General features: G+C 61.8%; 15 protein-coding genes. 7 read left to right on the forward strand and 8 right to left on the reverse strand.

Features of this window, described 5'->3' with window-relative positions:
• Nucleotides 1-3 precede the first annotated feature (3 nt).
• The 4 genes from B149_RS0102770 to B149_RS0102785 form a co-directional block, all read right to left on the reverse strand.
• Nucleotides 4-960, reverse strand: a complete 957-nt coding sequence (locus B149_RS0102770) for a chemotaxis protein (protein WP_018123636.1) — start codon at nt 958-960, stop codon at nt 4-6.
• A gap of 86 nt (nt 961-1046) precedes the next feature.
• The gene (locus B149_RS0102775; RefSeq protein ID WP_018123637.1) at nt 1047-2390 is read right to left on the reverse strand and encodes a sigma-54-dependent transcriptional regulator; all 1344 of its coding nucleotides are present in this window, start codon (nt 2388-2390) and stop codon (nt 1047-1049) included.
• Nucleotides 2391-2393: 3 nt separating this feature from the next.
• Nucleotides 2394-3815: a sensor histidine kinase gene (locus tag B149_RS0102780; protein WP_018123638.1), complete on the reverse strand. Its 1422-nt coding sequence runs from the start codon at nt 3813-3815 to the stop codon at nt 2394-2396.
• A gap of 123 nt (nt 3816-3938) precedes the next feature.
• Nucleotides 3939-4211, reverse strand: a complete 273-nt coding sequence (locus B149_RS0102785; RefSeq protein WP_026167416.1) for an acylphosphatase — start codon at nt 4209-4211, stop codon at nt 3939-3941.
• 301 nt (nt 4212-4512) lie between these two features.
• Between B149_RS0102785 and B149_RS0102790 the strand changes: the two genes are divergently transcribed.
• From B149_RS0102790 to B149_RS0102810, 5 genes are all read left to right on the forward strand, one after another.
• Entirely contained in the window at nt 4513-4914 is a 402-nt protein-coding gene (locus tag B149_RS0102790) for a TadE/TadG family type IV pilus assembly protein (protein ID WP_018123640.1), read from the forward strand.
• Nucleotides 4904-5299: a TadE/TadG family type IV pilus assembly protein gene (locus B149_RS0102795; protein ID WP_018123641.1), complete on the forward strand. Its 396-nt coding sequence runs from the start codon at nt 4904-4906 to the stop codon at nt 5297-5299. The genes B149_RS0102790 and B149_RS0102795 overlap by 11 nt, the downstream gene beginning before the upstream one ends.
• A gap of 13 nt (nt 5300-5312) precedes the next feature.
• Nucleotides 5313-6476, forward strand: a complete 1164-nt coding sequence (locus tag B149_RS0102800) for a pilus assembly protein TadG-related protein (protein WP_018123642.1) — start codon at nt 5313-5315, stop codon at nt 6474-6476.
• 94 nt (nt 6477-6570) lie between these two features.
• Complete coding sequence (gene lgt, locus B149_RS0102805; protein WP_026167417.1) at nt 6571-7353, forward strand: prolipoprotein diacylglyceryl transferase; 783 nt, start codon at nt 6571-6573, stop codon at nt 7351-7353.
• Between the two features lie 64 nt (nt 7354-7417).
• Complete coding sequence (locus tag B149_RS0102810) at nt 7418-8011, forward strand: hypothetical protein (protein ID WP_018123644.1); 594 nt, start codon at nt 7418-7420, stop codon at nt 8009-8011.
• Here B149_RS0102810 and B149_RS16235 read toward each other — a convergent pair.
• The 4 genes from B149_RS16235 to B149_RS0102830 all read right to left on the reverse strand — a co-directional run bounded on the left by B149_RS16235 (nt 8008) and on the right by B149_RS0102830 (nt 13703).
• Complete coding sequence (locus B149_RS16235) at nt 8008-8790, reverse strand: glutaminyl-peptide cyclotransferase (protein ID WP_018123645.1); 783 nt, start codon at nt 8788-8790, stop codon at nt 8008-8010. The two genes, B149_RS0102810 and B149_RS16235, sit on opposite strands and share 4 nt — an antisense overlap.
• Nucleotides 8791-8868: 78 nt before the next feature.
• Nucleotides 8869-11973 (reverse strand): efflux RND transporter permease subunit, encoded by a 3105-nt coding sequence (locus B149_RS0102820; protein ID WP_018123646.1) that lies wholly within the window; start codon nt 11971-11973, stop codon nt 8869-8871.
• Complete coding sequence (locus B149_RS0102825) at nt 11970-13031, reverse strand: efflux RND transporter periplasmic adaptor subunit (RefSeq protein ID WP_018123647.1); 1062 nt, start codon at nt 13029-13031, stop codon at nt 11970-11972. Before B149_RS0102825 ends, B149_RS0102820 begins: the two co-directional genes overlap by 4 nt.
• A 21-nt stretch (nt 13032-13052) precedes the next feature.
• Nucleotides 13053-13703 (reverse strand): TetR/AcrR family transcriptional regulator, encoded by a 651-nt coding sequence (locus B149_RS0102830; RefSeq protein ID WP_018123648.1) that lies wholly within the window; start codon nt 13701-13703, stop codon nt 13053-13055.
• Nucleotides 13704-13852: 149 nt separating this feature from the next.
• Here B149_RS0102830 and ispH point away from each other — a divergent pair, with 149 nt between their 5' ends.
• Nucleotides 13853-14701 (forward strand): 4-hydroxy-3-methylbut-2-enyl diphosphate reductase, encoded by an 849-nt coding sequence (gene ispH, locus B149_RS0102835; RefSeq protein ID WP_018123649.1) that lies wholly within the window; start codon nt 13853-13855, stop codon nt 14699-14701.
• 446 nt (nt 14702-15147) lie between these two features.
• Nucleotides 15148-15510, forward strand: a complete 363-nt coding sequence (locus B149_RS0102840; protein ID WP_018123650.1) for a molybdenum cofactor biosynthesis protein MoaE — start codon at nt 15148-15150, stop codon at nt 15508-15510.
• Nucleotides 15511-15517: the final 7 nt, after the last annotated feature.

Consider the following 15517-nt stretch of genomic DNA (forward strand, 5'->3'; position numbering starts at 1 on the left):
CGATTATACGGGCAGGAAGCGCTTGAGAGAGCTGATGAGGTTGCCAAGCTCGGCCTTGGAGACCTGATCGTCAGCGCCGACCGCCTGTCCCTTGTGCTGGAGGGTCTCGGTGATGATGGAAGAGCAGAGCACCACGGGGAGTTCCTTGAGCACGGGGTCTTCCTTGATGCGCTTGGTCAGGTTGTGGCCGTCCATGACGGGCATCTCGATGTCGCTGACCACCGCGTCCACGAAGTCCTTGACCGGGCGTCCTTCCTCGGCGGCCTGCCTGCGCATCCTGTCGAGCTGCGACCATGCCTGCTCGCCGTTTTCCACCGTTGTGACCTGATATCCGGCTTTCTTCAGGATGCCGGAGATCATCTTGCGGGCCATGTTGGAGTCGTCCGCGAGCAGCAGCTTGTAATGCTTGCTCTGGATTTCTTCGACGTCCTTGGTTTCCGGCTCCCGCAGGAAGTCGGCTTCGGGATTGAGGTCGGCGCAGATTTTTTCCATGTCGAGGATGAACACGATACGGTTGTCCATCTTGACCACGCCGGTGATGGAGTTGGCCGTGAGCGAGGAGACGTATTTGGTGGGGGCCTCCACCTCGCGCCAGTTGATGCGGTGAATCCGGGTGACGCCCGAAACGAGGAACGCACTGCGCATCCGGTTGAACTCGGTGACGATGACCTTGGGTTCGTCACTGGCGGCACGGGGCTTCTTGAGCCAGACGGCAAGGTCGATCAGCGGGATGATCTGGTTGCGGAGGTTGAATGCGCCGAGCACCGAGGGGTGCGAAATCTCGGGCATCTCGGTAAGCTCCGGAAGTCGAATGATTTCAAGAACTTTTGCTACGTTGATGCCGTAGTACAACCGGACGGGCTTGCCGCCTTCGGTCTTGGGTTCCTCGTCGAGATAGAACTCCACGATTTCCAATTCGTTGGTTCCGGATTCGAGAAGGATTTCGGACTGTTTGCTCATTCAGGCTCCTTTGGCGTGCCGTGAAGGGACGTGTCTGCGGATAGTACCATTACACCAATCGCGCACGACCCCGCAAGCGGGGTATTTTAGCTTTCCCGCTCCGGTGCGAGTTCGTATTTGTTGATCTTGTAATGGATGGCCCGACGGCTGATGCCGAGCTTTTCCGCGGCCTTTTTCTTGACCCAGCCGCACTGATCCAGCGCGCGCAGGATCGTGCGGCGCTCGTTTTCTTCCAGAGACAGCGGCTCCGGACCGGAATTCCGGTCGTCGGCGGGCGGCGGAGTGAGCTGAACGTGCTCCGGGAGCAGGGTTTCGCCGTCGCAGAACACGAGGCCGCCCTCAATGGCGTGCATGAGTTCGCGGATATTGCCCGGCCACGGGTGGACGCGGAGCTTCTCAAGGGTCTTGGAGCCGAGGCGGACCGTCGGACGTCCCATGCGCTCGTTGTACATGGCGGTGAATCGTTCGGCCAGTTCGGGGATGTCTTCGGGGCGCTCGCGAAGCGGCGGAATCTCCAGCGTGACTACCCGCAGGCGAAAGTAGAGGTCTTCGCGAAATTCGCCTTCGTGAACCATTCGCAGCAGGTCCGCGTTGGTGGCGGCGATGACCCGGCAGTTCACCTTGCGCTCGGTGGTGTCGCCCACGCGGCGGATCGTCCGTTCCTGAAGAAAGCGCAGCAGCCGTGTCTGCATTTCCGGCGAGATGTTGCCGATCTCGTCCAGAAACAGCGTGCCGCCTTCGGCTTCCTCGATGAGTCCCCGTTTATCCTTGACCGCGTTGGTGAAGGCGCCGCGGACATGGCCGAAAAGTTCGCTCTCAAGCAGTGAGCTCTGGGTGGAGCCGCAGTCCACGGGTACGAAGGGGCCGTCGGCCCGCTTGCTGCCGTCGTGGATGAGCCTCGCCGCGCGCTCCTTGCCGGTGCCGGATTCGCCCAGCAGCATCACGCTGACGTCGGCTGCGGCCACCCGCTCCAGACGGGAGACGAAGTCCTGCATGGCCGGGCTCTGGGTCCCCCAGAAGTCCTCCAGAGGCAGGCGCGACGGTTTCGGACTTTTGGGCGGACGTTGCTCAAGGGCGGATTTGATGCGCGAGACCAGTTCCAGCCCGTCGAATGGTTTGGTGAGGTAGTCCGCAGCCCCGTTTTTGAGGGTGTCCACGGCCTCGGGAACGTTGCCGTATGCCGTGAGGAGAATGACCGGAATATGCGGCCAGCCGTGAGAAACTTCATGCAGCAGGCCCTTGCCGCCCATGCCGGGCATCTTCACGTCGGAGACGATGAGGTCCACGGGTTCCTCGGCGATCATCTCAAGGGCCGTTTCGGCACAGTCGGCGGTGAGCACTTCGTATCCGGCGCTCTGAAGTCTGGCTTCGAGCACGGTGAGGATGTCGTCATCATCGTCCACGGCGAGTATCAGCGGGGTGTCGTTCATGCGTTATTCCTGTTCGTTGATTGCGGGCGGCAGCACGAAGGAGAAGCGGCAGCCTTCGCCCTCGGGGCAGTGCAGATGCAGGGTGGAGCCGTGCGCCTCGACGATCTTGCGGCAGATGGCAAGGCCGAGGCCCGCACCGTTCTTCTGCTCCCTGACGCCCTCGGAGCGGTAGTATTTGTCGAAAACCAGATCCTGCTCCTCTTCCGGGATGCCCGGGCCGTGATCCTGTACCGCGAACTCCGCGCCGCCGTTGGAGGGGGTCAGGGTCAATACGACGCGGGAACCCGAGGGGGAGAACTTCACGGCGTTGTCGCCGAGGTTGGTCAGCACCTGTCGGATTCGTCCGGCATCGGCGCGCACCGGATGCCGGGGCGCGGTGACGCTCGTCTCCAGCTCGATGCCTGCCTGACTGGCGGCGGGGAGCAGGCTCTCGGCCACTTCTTCCAGCAGGGCGCTCCCGTCCGTGGGCTCCGGGGAGATGGTCAGCCTGCCGGACTCCAGCCGGGACACGGTCATGAGCTTTTCCAGCAGGTCGGACAGGTTCCCCGCCTGCTGCTGGGAAATATCGATGAACTTGGCCTGCCGTTCGTTGATCTCGCCGAAGACGCCTTCGCGGATCATGTTCAGAGATTCCCGGATGGTGGTCAGTGGCGTGCGGATTTCGTGGCTGAGCATGGAGACGAACTCGGCCCGCATGCGTTCTTCGGCCCTGAGCCTTGCCCCCATGCGGTTGAAGGCGGAGCCAAGCTCGGCCAGCTCGTCGCGCGTGGCCACGCGAACGGGTGTACGAAGCCCGCCGGTGCGGACCTCCCTGATGCCGCGGCGAATTTCCCTCAGGCTGCGGTTGAGCCGCCACGCAAGAAAGAGGCTGCCGCCGGTGCCGAGGATGAAGCAGGCCACGAGGCCCCAGATGCCGGTAAGCATGGCCGTCCTGCCGGAGCGTTCCAGCTCGCGCAGGCGTCGTTGCATCTCCGAACGGTTGCGTTCAAGCGTGGTGTTGAGCACGCCAAGCCACTTGCGGATGGTCGGATTGGGTTCCAGCGCCTTGTCCGGCGGGCCTTCCTGATCGATGGTTATCGAAAACTCTTCGGTCAGTGGGGCCCATTCCTCGTTCATTTCCGGGTGCTCGTCGAGGGTGTCTCGCAGAATTTCGCCAAAGCGGTCGATGTCTTCGACCACGTAGTCCACGGCTTCTTCCGCGCCGAGCAGGGTGAAGCGCCGGATGTTTTCCTGTACGCTTTCAAGCCGCTCGGCCATCTGTCTTGCGGCGACGCCGATTTCGTGATTGCGTGCCACGAGGTCTTCGGCCGCGGCGGTGTTTTCCGAAACTCGCAGGATCAGCCAGCCCGAAGTCACGAAAAAGATGGTCACCAGAAGCAGGGACCAAAGCAGGAGCTTGTTCGAGATGCTGATTCTTCGAGCCATGGGAACCTGTTTGTTTAGGCGTTGGCAGGTCTTGGATTTATAGCCTTACCGGGGCCGCAATGCAACGGGCCGCCGGGACCCTCCGGTCCCGGCGGCCCTGCCCGTTCCTGAAAGTCTCGGGAATCAGCCCCGCATTTCGAATTGGTCGTATGTCTTGTCGTGGTCGAAGGGGTCGCAGCGGATTTCGTCCACTTCGGGCAGGGGCGCCTTGGTGCGCAGCTGGTGCTCGAACTGTTTGAGCTTTTCCGTGTCGCCCTGAACGAGAATCTCGGCCTCGCGATCCTGCACGTTGCGAACCCAGCCGGTCAGTCCGAGGTGCTCGGCTTCCTTCTGGACCCAGCCCTGGAAGTTTCCACCGTGAACCTTGCCTTTGACGATGCAGCGGTAACTGTTCATTTCGAATGCCTCCCTTGGAATTTTCATTCGACGATACATTATCCTGCGCATTTGGAAAAGTGGGGGGAAGTATTTTTGTGGGTCGGAAGTTTGAGGATGGCGTGGAAAAGGTGTGTCCATAAAAAATGGATGCCGAACCATGTTTCGTGGAAACTCTACGATTCATGGTCCGCTTGGGGCTGTGTGTTTCCGGAACCGTCAGGGAAAGATGCGACATTACGGCGTGTTGGAAGAGCAGGTGTGTTTGGCATGGATGGTGCTAATTGATGGGTGACCAAGAATACCAATCGAGGGCCGATCAATGACTGGCAAGAAGATACATACAAGCAACAAGTCCGGCATGGCAGCCGTGGAGATGGCATTCATCCTGCCGCTCTTCTTCGTGCTCATGCTCGGCATGTTCGACATCGGCCGCTGGTGCTGGGCTCGCAACGTGGTCAACGACGCGGCCTCTCAGGGCGCCCGCGCCGCCATGCTGCACGAATACACCGAAGCCGACATCTGGTCGGTGGTGGAAAGTGAAGTGCAGGGCGGCGGCATCAACTCCTCGCCCGAAGTGGTCGTGAGCGAACGGATTCCCGAAGAGCCCGTGAGCGTGACGGTCAGCGTGCCGTTCGAATTCTATACCCTAGCATCCGTTCTTGAAGGACTGGCGGAGAACAGGACGATAACGGCAACAGCGGTGGTGCGTCATGAGCGGTAACAGCAAGAGATACAATACCCGAAAAGGCAACAGCACCGTGGAATTCGCGCTTGCGGCAAGTCTTGTGCTGGTTCCGCTGCTGCTGTTCATGGTGGACGCCCACAGAATGTACACGCTGCACACGTCCCTTAACCGCGCCGCCCGCGAAGGGGCCGTGCAGGCATCGCGAGGCCATGACGCCCGTCAGGCCGTGGTGGACTCTCTCAGCTCCGCCGGCTTTGACCCGTCCCTGCTGACCATGGCCGTCCAGACGGCAGCCGCCGGCGATTTCGGCGAAGCGGTAGATGTGAACCTGAGCTACGACGCCTCCGGGCAGGTCGTCCTTCCGTTGCAGGACATTTTCTCCACGCTGGCTGAGGCTTCGGCTACCGCCAAGATGGAATAGAAGGAGGGACGGCATGAATATCATCAGACGATTCGTTCGCGAAGAACAGGGCATAACAAGCATTCTCGTGGCGGCGGCCCTCGTGGCCATCGCCGGGGTGGCCGCGCTGGCGGTTGACCTGGCCCACATGCAGTTTCGCAGAAGCGACATGCAAAGCGCCTCGGACGCCGGTGCGCTGGCTGGGGCCGATGCACTGCTCTCCTATGGAAACGATCACGCCCGCGTGGCGCAGGCCGCGGTGGAGTTTGCCCGCAGGAACCTGCGCGCCGACGATGCCCCCGCCTCTGCCGTGACCACCGCTGACGTACGCTTTTTGCGTGACGGCGTGGTGGTGACGGAAGATGCCAACACCGTCGAGGTGAAGGTGACCCGTAATGCCGCCAGAAGCAACGCCGTATCGCTCTCCTTTGCGCGAGTCTTCGGCGTGGACTGGGCTGACGTGTCCGTGGCGTCGAGGGCGCAGATTGTTGCTGCCGATTCTTCGCGCTGCGTGAAGCCGTTCAGCGTGCCCGACAAGTATATATGGGACGACGAAGCCGAGCCGGTGGGCTCCTCCTTCCGATCCAACGGACAGCTGGATACCGAAAGCGCCGCGGAGCTCGCCAGCGTTCAGGTCACGGGATATTCCGAAGAAGATGCCGGAACGGTGATCCTGCTCAAGCCGGGCGACCCGCATGACGCTATCGTGCCCAGTCAGTACAACCTCATTGACCTCCCGCCCGTGAACAAGGGCACTCCCGTGACGGGGGCGTCCATGGTCAACGAGAACATCATGGGCTGTACCGGCTCCAACGCGGAGGCTACCGTGGGACCGGAAGACGAGATTCAGCTCGAACCGGGCAACAGCAAGGGCCCCGTGACCAAGGGCGTGCGCGACCTCATCGCACAGGATCCCTATGCGTACTGGAATGACGCCGCCAACGCCATTGAAGGCAGCTTCGAGCCGGACCCCATGGACAGCCCCCGCGTGGTGCTGATTCCCTTCTACGATCCGGCCCAGCCGCCAGTCTCGGGACGCAACACCATTTTCGTGACGCAGGTGGCGGCGGTCTTTGTGGAATCCGTTTCCGGCGACGGCACCGTGACCGCGCGGTTCATCCACGCCACCGCCCATTCTCCGGAAACAGGCGGTTCCGGCGGCCTGCTGCGCATGACGAGACTGATTCGGGCGCAATAGCCGCCCGCGGGACTTTACGAAACCATGACTCCACCGTACAACGGGACCGGCTGCTTTGGTCGGTCCCTTTTTTCACGTCAACATCGGGGGATTCGTGTTCACACATCCGGGTTTCGATCCCGTTGCCATATCTCTGGGGCCGCTGGCAATTCGCTGGTACGGACTCATGTACCTGTTGGGCTTTGCCGCGGGCTGGTATCTCGGACGGCGGCGCACGCGGCAGGCGTGGCGGGGCTGGACCGCAGTCCAGCTGGACGATCTGGTGACGTGGGCCATTCTCGGCGTGGTGCTCGGCGGACGACTCGGCTACGTGCTTTTCTACCAGCCCCAGATCATCTGGACCGACCCGCTGGAGATTTTCGCGGTGTGGCACGGCGGCATGTCCTTCCACGGCGGCTTGCTCGGCGTGGTGACGGCCTGCTGGATGTTTGCGCGCAAAAACGGCAAGTCCCTGCTGGAAGTGGGAGACTTCGTGGCGCCGCTCATCCCGCCGGGGCTGTTCTTCGGCAGACTTGGCAACTTCATCAACGCCGAACTCTGGGGCCGCGTCACCGACGGGCCGTGGGGCGTGGTGTTTCCACAGGCCGGGCCACAGCCCCGGCATCCCTCCCAGCTCTACGAAGCCGGACTGGAAGGGCTGGCACTGTTCATCATTCTGTGGGTGTATTCAGTCAAACCTCGTATGCAGGGACGTGTGGGCGGCATGTTCCTTCTGGGCTACGGGACGTTTCGTTTCATCGTGGAATTCGCCAGAGAGCCGGACGCGCATCTGGGATACATAGCCTTCGGGTGGCTGACCATGGGGCAGATTCTCTGCCTGCCCATGCTGCTTCTCGGGGCATGGCTCGTGTTCCGTCCCGGCGGCGAATCGAGCTGATCCACTCCCTTTCCCCATTCTTCAACGATACTTGGCGCGATTGCGCAACGCAAGGAGGCCCCTCATGCGGGTAATCGGTATGGCATTGGTATTGATTCTCACCTCGGCCGCGGTAGTTTTTGCCCACGGGCTGGAGGAATTCGGCGTGGAGGCCAAACGGCAGTTTCTATGGGAGCAAAAGGCCATGGAGACTTCCTGCAGCCGGGACTCCCGTCTGGTCAACGGCAAGCTGCATCGCCAGATGTTCGGCTGGGATGCCGAGCGCGACGAATACTACATACTGGACGCCTTCGCCCGTCCCGGTGATGAAAACTGGACCCTGCGCCGCTATTACTTTGATGGGCACGCCTTACGCCGCATGAAGCTTGTGCGCTATCTGCCCAGCCGCATGGCGCGGGAAGCGGGCCTGCGGGAATGGAGCGGTCTGATCATGAATTTCGAGGACAAGGCCGTCAGGGTGGAGGAACTCTCCATCAGGGCCGAGGGCCGGGAAGACCGGACCACTCCGGCGGAAACCACCCGCAGGACGAGCCTTGTCCGGCTGGACACTTGCTCCCCCGAGGCGGGCGAACATCTGCTTCGGGCGTTCAAGGCCGTGAGCGACTGGACGGAGTTTGAAGACATGGCAGTGACCTTCAAGGCCGAGGGCGAGCACTAGCGCAGCCCCGGAGGATTTTTCAGTACGCCGGGAAGGGCGATGCGGAACATGGTGTCCCAGTCCTTCCCGGTGACGTACAGCCCTTCATTCCCTTCATCCCATGCGATGCCGTTCGCCACTTCGGCGCCGGCGTTCAGGCGGTTTCTGAGCGGAGAGAGGTCCAGCCGCGCGGCCACGATGCCGGTGGCGGGGTCGATGACCGCCAGTTCGTCCCGCTTCCAGATGTTGGCGAGCAGCCAGCCGTTGACCATCTCCAGTTCATTGAGCCGTCGCACTGGATGACCCTCGTCAATAATCATCCGGCTGCCGATGCGTCTGAAATTATGTGGTTCGTGAAAATGAATCCACGCCGACCCGTCTGACATGATCAATCGTTCTCCGTCGAACGTCAGTCCCCATCCTTCCCTGCGTGAAAACCGCTCCGGCAGCTCAAAGCGTCCTGACGGTTCGAGCGTGTGCGGATCGAAGGTCCACACCTGTCCGGATTTCCAGGTGAGCATGAACAGCCGTTCCTTTGCCACTGCGATGCCTTCGGCGAAGAGCTCGTCCGGCATCCGGTAGACGGAGAGTACCTGTCCGCCACTGTCTAGGCGTCGCAGGGTGGACTCCCCGTAATGGCCGGTGCTTTCCAGAAAACCGCCTTCGAACCGGATGAGTCCCTGCGTGTAAGCGCCTGTGTCGTGAGGCAGACGCTCAAGAACCGTCACCGGCAGTACCGGTGCGGCGAGCACGCTCACAGGTAGGCACAGGACGATGAGCAGGGCGAGCAGACGGGCCATGGGTTCCTCCGAATGAAAAAAGGGTGACGCACGAATGCGCCACCCTAGGGATACTGTCAGTATTGCGAAACGGTCAAGCTAGGCGCGATTGCGGCGACGCTCGTCGAAGCTCTCCTTGAGTGAACAGAGCACCGGGACCACCACCAGCGTGAGCACCGTTGCCACGGCCAGGCCGAAGATGACGGCCACCGCCATGGATCCCCACCACTGCGAGGATTCTCCGCCCACGTCCCAGCGGAAGTTCACGAAGTCGAAGCTGATGCCGGTCGCCATGGGCAGCAGGCCCAGAACGGTGGTAATGGCGGTGAGCAGTACGGGCCTGAATCGCGTCAGACCCGCCTCCACGAGGGCATCGCGAACCTTCATGCCGGAACGCTTGAGCTGTTCGAAGTAGTCGATGAGCACGATGGCGTTGTTGACCACGACCCCGGCGAGGCTGACCACGCCGACGCCGGTCATGATCACCCCGAAGGGCGTCCCCGTGACCAGCAGGCCGAGGAATACGCCGATGAAGGACAGCAGCACCGAAGTCAGGATGATGAACGGCGTGACCACGGAATTGAACTGCGTCACCAGTACGAGGAAGATGATGAAGATGGTGGCCACGAATGCCTTGGCGAGGAAGCTCCCCGCCTTGTTCTGTTCTTCCTGCTCGCCGGTGAAACGGTACGAGTAGCCGCGCGGCCACTGCATGTCCGCCAGCCGTTCTTCGGTTATCTCGCGGATGATGTCGTTGGCGAGGCGACCGTCCACGTCGCCCTCGATGGTCACCACGCGCTTCTGGTCCTTGCGGTTGATGCCGCCGAGGCCGCGCGTCACTTCGGCTCGCGCCACGGAGGTGATGGGGATGGGATCCCCTTCCGGACCGGACACCGTCAGCCGGCGCAGGCTCTCGATGGAGCTGCGGTCCGCTTCGGGCAGCTTGGCGATGATGTCATATTCGTCCTTGCCTTCGCGGTAGGTACCCACCTTGGCGCCGTTGACCGCGCTCTTGACGGTCCAGGCAACGGTGTGCGCGTCGAGGCCCATGAGAGCGGCCTTCTCCTTGTCCACGCGTATCTGGATTTCCGGCTTGGCGGAAACGTAGTTGTCCTTGAGGTCCACCAGCCCCCGCACGTTCTTGATGCGCTTTCTGACTTCCGAGGCCAGTTCTCCGAGCACGCGCATGTCCGGGCCGGTGATTTCCATGTTCACGGGCGCACCGGTGGGCGGGCCTTTTTCTTCCTTGTCCACGATTATCTGCGCGCCGCGTATCTCGCTACGCAGCCTGTCGCGCATGTCGGTGAGAATCTCGGAGGACGGACGCGAACGGTCGTGCATGTCCACGAAGTCCACCGTCACCTGACTCCAGTGGGTGCCGAACTCGTCGGCCTGACTGGTCTTGCCGGTGTTGGCGATGACGTATTCCACGTCCGGGCGATACTCGTCGCACACGGCTTCAACCTGCCGCACGATATCGTCGGAGGCGTCGAGGTTGGTACCGACCGGGGCCTTGATCTTGATCCACGCGCGCTTGGGGTCGGTCTCCGGCAGGAATTCGACGCCCTTGCCGAACATGCCGAAGGCCACGGTCATGAGCACCAGCAGGACGAAGGAGCCGCCCACGATCTTGATGCGGTTGTCCAGCGCCCATTCGAGCATGGGCAGGTAGAGTCGTTTCAACCGCTCCAGCGCCCGGTCGATGCGGGTGGGCCTGCCTTCGAGGTCCGCCTTGCGGATGGTCTGGAACCGCGCCGAAAGCACGGGGTTGATGACCAGTGCCACGAAGAGCGATCCTGCCAGCGCGATAATGACGGTCTTGGGCAGGAAGGCCATGAACTCGCCCATGATGCCGGGCCAGAAGACCATGGGGGCGAACGCGCCCACGGTGGTCAGCGTGGAGGTGATGACCGGCCATGCCACTTCGTCGGTGGCGTGTTGCGCCGCCACCTCGCGGCTCTTGCCTTCCTGCATGTGCCGGTAGATGTTCTCCACCACCACGATGCCGTTGTCCACGAGCATCCCCAGCGCGAGAATCAGCGAGAAGAGCACCACCATGTTCAGGGTGATGCCAAGCGCCTGCAGCGCGATGAAGGTGATGAGCATGGAGATGGGAATGGACAGAGAGACGAAGAGCGCGGAGCGGCCGCCGATGAAGGCGAAGACCACCGCCAGCACGAGGATCAGCCCGGAGATGATGTTGTTTTCAAGGTCCGCCACCATGCGGCGGATGTCCTTGCTGGTGTCCGAAGTCATGGAAATGTGCAGGTCCGGCGGCAGGTCGTGGCGCATCTGCTTCACGATGCCGCGCACGGTGTCGTTGATCTCGATGATGTTCTCGCCAGCGCGCTTCTTGACCTGAATGGTGACGCTGACCTCGCCGTCGAGTCGGGACTTGTCGGTGGGGTCCTTGTAGGAGTCCACGATCTCGGCCACGTCGCGCAGGTAAACGGGTTTGCCGTCTCGCACAAAGGCCACGATGTTGTCGATCTCGTTGGGATGGTGGAAATCTTCGGGCGTGCGCACGGTGTAGCGGCCCTTGCCGATGTCCATGGTGCCGCCGGGCATGTTCACGTTGCCCTTTTGCACCGAGTCCAGCAGCTTGGAGAACGGCATCTTGTAGAAGGCCACCCGGTCCATGTCGAACAGCACGTGAATTTCGCGCTCAAGGCCGCCAACGATCACCGCGTCGAGCACGCCGGGGATGGACTCGATGCGGTCCTCGAAGTCCTCGGCAAAGACCTTGAGCCGCCGCAGGCTGAAGGGACCGGAGAGCACCACGTTCATGATGGGCCGCTCGGAAAGGTTCAGCTCCCGGACCTCGGGCTCATCTGGCAACTCGTCCGGCAGGTCCGGCTTGGCCTGATCCACCTTGTCGCGCACTTTCTGCAAGGCGTCGTCCACGTCCACGTCGGGCGTGAACTCAATGGTGATCATGGAGATGCCGTCGTCCGAAATGGACTTGAGCTCCTTGAGGCCGGAGACGCCCTTGAGCTTGCGTTCCAGCGGGATGGTCACCAGCTTTTCCATGTCCTCCGGGGCCACGCCCTCGTAGGATGTCTGCACGAAGATATAGGGAACCTTGATGTCCGGGGAGTCCTCGCGCGGCAGGGACGCATAGCTGGAGAGCCCCGCCACCACAATGAAGAGCAGCAGGANCAGAACCGTGGATTTGCGGCTCAGGGCAAGATCGTTGATGATCATCGCACGTTCACCCGGGTGCCTTCCTCGACTTCGGTGTGGCCGGTGACGATGAGTCTGTCACCCGGTTCAAGCCCTTCGAGGATGCGGGCGCGCTCGCCGCTTATGACGCCCACCTTGACGGTGCGGGCCTGTGCTCTGCCGTCCTTTTCCACGAACACCAGCCGTTCGCCGCCCTTGTCCAGAATGGCGAAGAGCGGGGCGGTGGTAACCCCCTGCAGCGAGCGGCGCTCGAACGAGGCGCGCGCCAGCATCCCGGGACGGATGCTGTTGTCGTAGTTGGGCACCACCACGCGTACCTTGAAGGTCTTGGTGGCCGCGTTGGCCTTGAAGGCCACGAAGTCCACCACGCCTTTCCAGCGGCGCTCGGGGTAGGCGTCCACGGTCACTTCGACGGGGTCGCCCTTGGACAGGAAGCGCACGTCCATTTCCGGTACGTCAACATTGATGCGGATGGTGTCCACGGCCACGAGGTTGACCACGGGATCGCCGGGGCGCACGTACTCGCCGGGGTCCACGTAGAGGTCGTTGATGACCCCGCCCACCGTGGCGGTGACGAGTCCCTGCTGGTAATTGACGCGGGCTTCCTGAAGGTTGTTGCGGGCCAGGGCCAGGTCGGTGTTGGCCTTGTCCAGCTCTTCGTGGGAAACCACCTTGCGCTTGCGCAGCTTGGCCTTGCGGTCAGCGGTCTTCTCGGCGAGCTCGAAGCTGGCCTGTGCCCGGTTGAGCACGGCCCTGAGCGCGGAGACGTCGATCTTGGCGATGATGTCCCCTGCGGAAACCTCGTCGCCTTCGGTGAAGGCCACGGACTCGACGCTGCCGCCGCGTTCGGCGGAGAGGGTCACGTCGTGGCGCGCCTCGGTCTGGCCGGGCAGGGTCAAGGTGTCCACGATGTTCATGGGGGTGACGGTCTCCACGGTGACGTTGACGCCCGGATCAGGCTTCTCGGCCTTGGGGGCCTGAGGCTCTTCACCACGAAGGCCGTAGGCCGCGCCTGCGACGACGGCCAGTATCAGGACGAGCGGTATCAGCGTCTTCCTGTTCAGACAGACTCGTTTCATGGGGGCTCCGGGAGTTCCCGGTTAGATGGTTTCTTTCAGCGCCTTGAGACCGCCCAGCGTGAAGGCGACAACGTGGTCCGCAAATTCGTCGAGGTATTCCTGAACCCGGGGGCGCGGCGGGCGGAAGCGGTCGGTGATGGGCATCATGACCAGCGGATCGAAAAGCTGTGCCCAGATGCTTATGGAGCTGTCCAGCACCATGCGGTGGTTGGGCTCAACACCCAGATACTCGCTCACGAGCTGTCTCAGGTCGCCCGCGTAGCCCTGAATGTGTTCGTGCACCAGCGAATCCAGATGCGGACTCGGGGACGCCATTTCCATAAGGAAAATGGCCCAATGGTCGGAGGCTACGCCGCTCCAGCCCTCGTCTGCATAAATTTCGTGAATGTGTGTGCGGATATAGGCGCCGATGCGCTCCTCGATGGGTGCATCCGAAGCTACGCCGAACCGTTCGCGCAGCGCTTCGGTTTTTTCCAGATCGAAGGTGTGGTCGAGCACGGCGGCGTAGAGCGCGTCCTTGCTGCCGAAATGATAGTTGACCGCCGCCACGTTCGCGTTGGCCAGCTGGCAGATTTCCCGCACTGTCGCGGCCCGGAATCCCTTGCTTGCGAAGACACGCACGGCTGCGAGCAGAAGAGCCTGCTTGGTGCTGATGTCGCTGTTCCCGCTCATGTGTACCGCCTTGTTTGAAACATTCGTTGCAGATGCTTGAAAGCACATCACAGGACGGGTGTCAAGGCGACCGGTCCGGTCAGGCTTGCCAAACGAAGCCATGGAGTTTACACGCATGGGTTCCGACTCAGAGGCGCACGGGAGGTGGCATGAGAATAAAACTGGCCGAAACGGCAGGCTTCTGCATGGGCGTCGATCTGGCGCTCACCAAGCTGGACAAGATCATCGAAGAGGGCGTGACCGGACCGGTCTTCGTCCTCGGCCCCATTATCCATAATCCGCAGGTGCTGGAACGATATGCCAAGAAGGGCGTGCTGATTGCGGAATCGCCGGATGAGGTGCCCGACGGCAGCCGCGTGGTGATCCGGGCGCACGGCATTGCGCGTAAGGTGGAGCAGGGGCTCAGAAACCGGGGCGTGGATATTGTTGACGCCACCTGTCCCAAGGTGAAAAAAGCGCAGAAGCTCATCGCCCGGCACACCGCCGAAGGGCAGTTCCTGCTGCTCTACGGCGAGGACGACCATCCCGAGGTCCGCGGACTGGTCAGTTATGCCGGCGGCAGCGGGCTTGTCTTCGACGAGGTCGCCATGCTGGACGAGTTCTATTTTTCCCCCGAAAGGAAGTACGTGCTTGCCGCCCAGACCACGCAGGACCGGGATCAGTTCGACGAGCTTGCCGAGCGTCTTCAGGCCATGGAAGGCGTGGAAGTGACGGTGCTGAACACCATCTGCGACGCGACCAAGCTGCGCCAGCACGAAGCCATGGACCTTGCCAAGGAAGTGGACTTTGTCGTGGTGGTCGGCGGGTATTCAAGCGGCAATACACGCAGGCTCGCGCAGGTGGTGCGCGATCAGGGCAAGCCGTGTCTGCACGTGGAGACGGTGGACGAGCTGCCGGTTGACGACATTGCCGACTACAGCGTCGTGGGTGTCACGGCGGGCGCGTCCACTCCGAGGGACCTCGTGCTGGACGTGATCAGGCGTCTCGAAAGTATCTAATTTATTTTTCCGCCAAAAGAATAAAAGATGCCGGACGACTCGGGACGGGCTTCCGAGTCGTCCGGCTGTTTTTGACCGCTCCGGGAATGGGTCGGGACTTTGCAAGGCCGTTTCCCGCCGCGGGTTGTTGGAGGGCTGGGCGGCGGTTCCCGGTGGTTCTTCCTTCCTCGGTCCCAGGCGTCCTGGCCGGATGGACGCCTCGATTCGGACGGGCTGGCTTTTCTGCCCGGAGCGGCATGAGGGAGGAATCCTGATGTCAGGAAGTCCACACGGACTCCCTTGATGCTCACCATAAGCGGATTGAATAGCCGCATCATATTATATTCGGACATCGTTTTTTCGCTTTTTTCAGGTGCAGAACCTAGCGGATATGAAACAAAGGTTGCGGCCCTTGCCGCCCGGTACTATTGTGTGCCTTCGAATTGTAAAAACATCCGGAGGCATTCATGGATATTACCAAGGCGCTCAAGGACCTCAAGGCGGAGCCGGGATTCAAGGAAAACGTCGGCATGGTGCTGGTTCACAACGGCGTGGTGCGCGGCTGGTCCCGCAACGACAGGCAGGACGTGGCGGCCATCGAAATCACCCCGGACCGGGACAAGATGGAAGAAATCCGCAAGGAAATCGAACAGCGCGAAGGTATCTGGCGCGTGGTATGCCATGCCAATGACGGGCGCATGGAACCGGGCGACGACGTGCTGTTTCTCATCGTGGCCGGAGACATCCGCGAAAACGTTAAATCCGCGCTGTCTGACCTGCTGGACCGCATCAAGGCCGAGGCCGTGAGCAAGCGGGAAATATTCGCGTAGGCACCTC

This window comes from Desulfovibrio oxyclinae DSM 11498, from assembly GCF_000375485.1.
Classification (GTDB): Bacteria; Desulfobacterota; Desulfovibrionia; order Desulfovibrionales; family Desulfovibrionaceae; genus Pseudodesulfovibrio; species Pseudodesulfovibrio oxyclinae.

What these genes read in the sequence shown, in the direction of transcription:
- B149_RS0102790 (WP_018123640.1), top strand. Translation starts at nt 4,513, where the DNA reads ATGACTGGCAAGAAGATACATACAAGCAACAAGTCCGGCATGGCAGCC.
- B149_RS0102775 (WP_018123637.1), bottom strand. Translation starts at nt 2,390, where the DNA reads ATGAACGACACCCCGCTGATACTCGCCGTGGACGATGATGACGACATC.
- B149_RS0102825 (WP_018123647.1), bottom strand. Translation starts at nt 13,031, where the DNA reads ATGAAACGAGTCTGTCTGAACAGGAAGACGCTGATACCGCTCGTCCTG.
- B149_RS0102795 (WP_018123641.1), top strand. Translation starts at nt 4,904, where the DNA reads ATGAGCGGTAACAGCAAGAGATACAATACCCGAAAAGGCAACAGCACC.
- B149_RS0102800 (WP_018123642.1), top strand. Translation starts at nt 5,313, where the DNA reads ATGAATATCATCAGACGATTCGTTCGCGAAGAACAGGGCATAACAAGC.
- B149_RS0102840 (WP_018123650.1), top strand. Translation starts at nt 15,148, where the DNA reads ATGGATATTACCAAGGCGCTCAAGGACCTCAAGGCGGAGCCGGGATTC.
- B149_RS0102830 (WP_018123648.1), bottom strand. Translation starts at nt 13,703, where the DNA reads ATGAGCGGGAACAGCGACATCAGCACCAAGCAGGCTCTTCTGCTCGCA.
- ispH (WP_018123649.1), top strand. Translation starts at nt 13,853, where the DNA reads ATGAGAATAAAACTGGCCGAAACGGCAGGCTTCTGCATGGGCGTCGAT.
- B149_RS16235 (WP_018123645.1), bottom strand. Translation starts at nt 8,790, where the DNA reads ATGGCCCGTCTGCTCGCCCTGCTCATCGTCCTGTGCCTACCTGTGAGC.
- B149_RS0102780 (WP_018123638.1), bottom strand. Translation starts at nt 3,815, where the DNA reads ATGGCTCGAAGAATCAGCATCTCGAACAAGCTCCTGCTTTGGTCCCTG.
- B149_RS0102810 (WP_018123644.1), top strand. Translation starts at nt 7,418, where the DNA reads ATGCGGGTAATCGGTATGGCATTGGTATTGATTCTCACCTCGGCCGCG.
- B149_RS0102770 (WP_018123636.1), bottom strand. Translation starts at nt 960, where the DNA reads ATGAGCAAACAGTCCGAAATCCTTCTCGAATCCGGAACCAACGAATTG.
- B149_RS0102785 (WP_026167416.1), bottom strand. Translation starts at nt 4,211, where the DNA reads ATGAACAGTTACCGCTGCATCGTCAAAGGCAAGGTTCACGGTGGAAAC.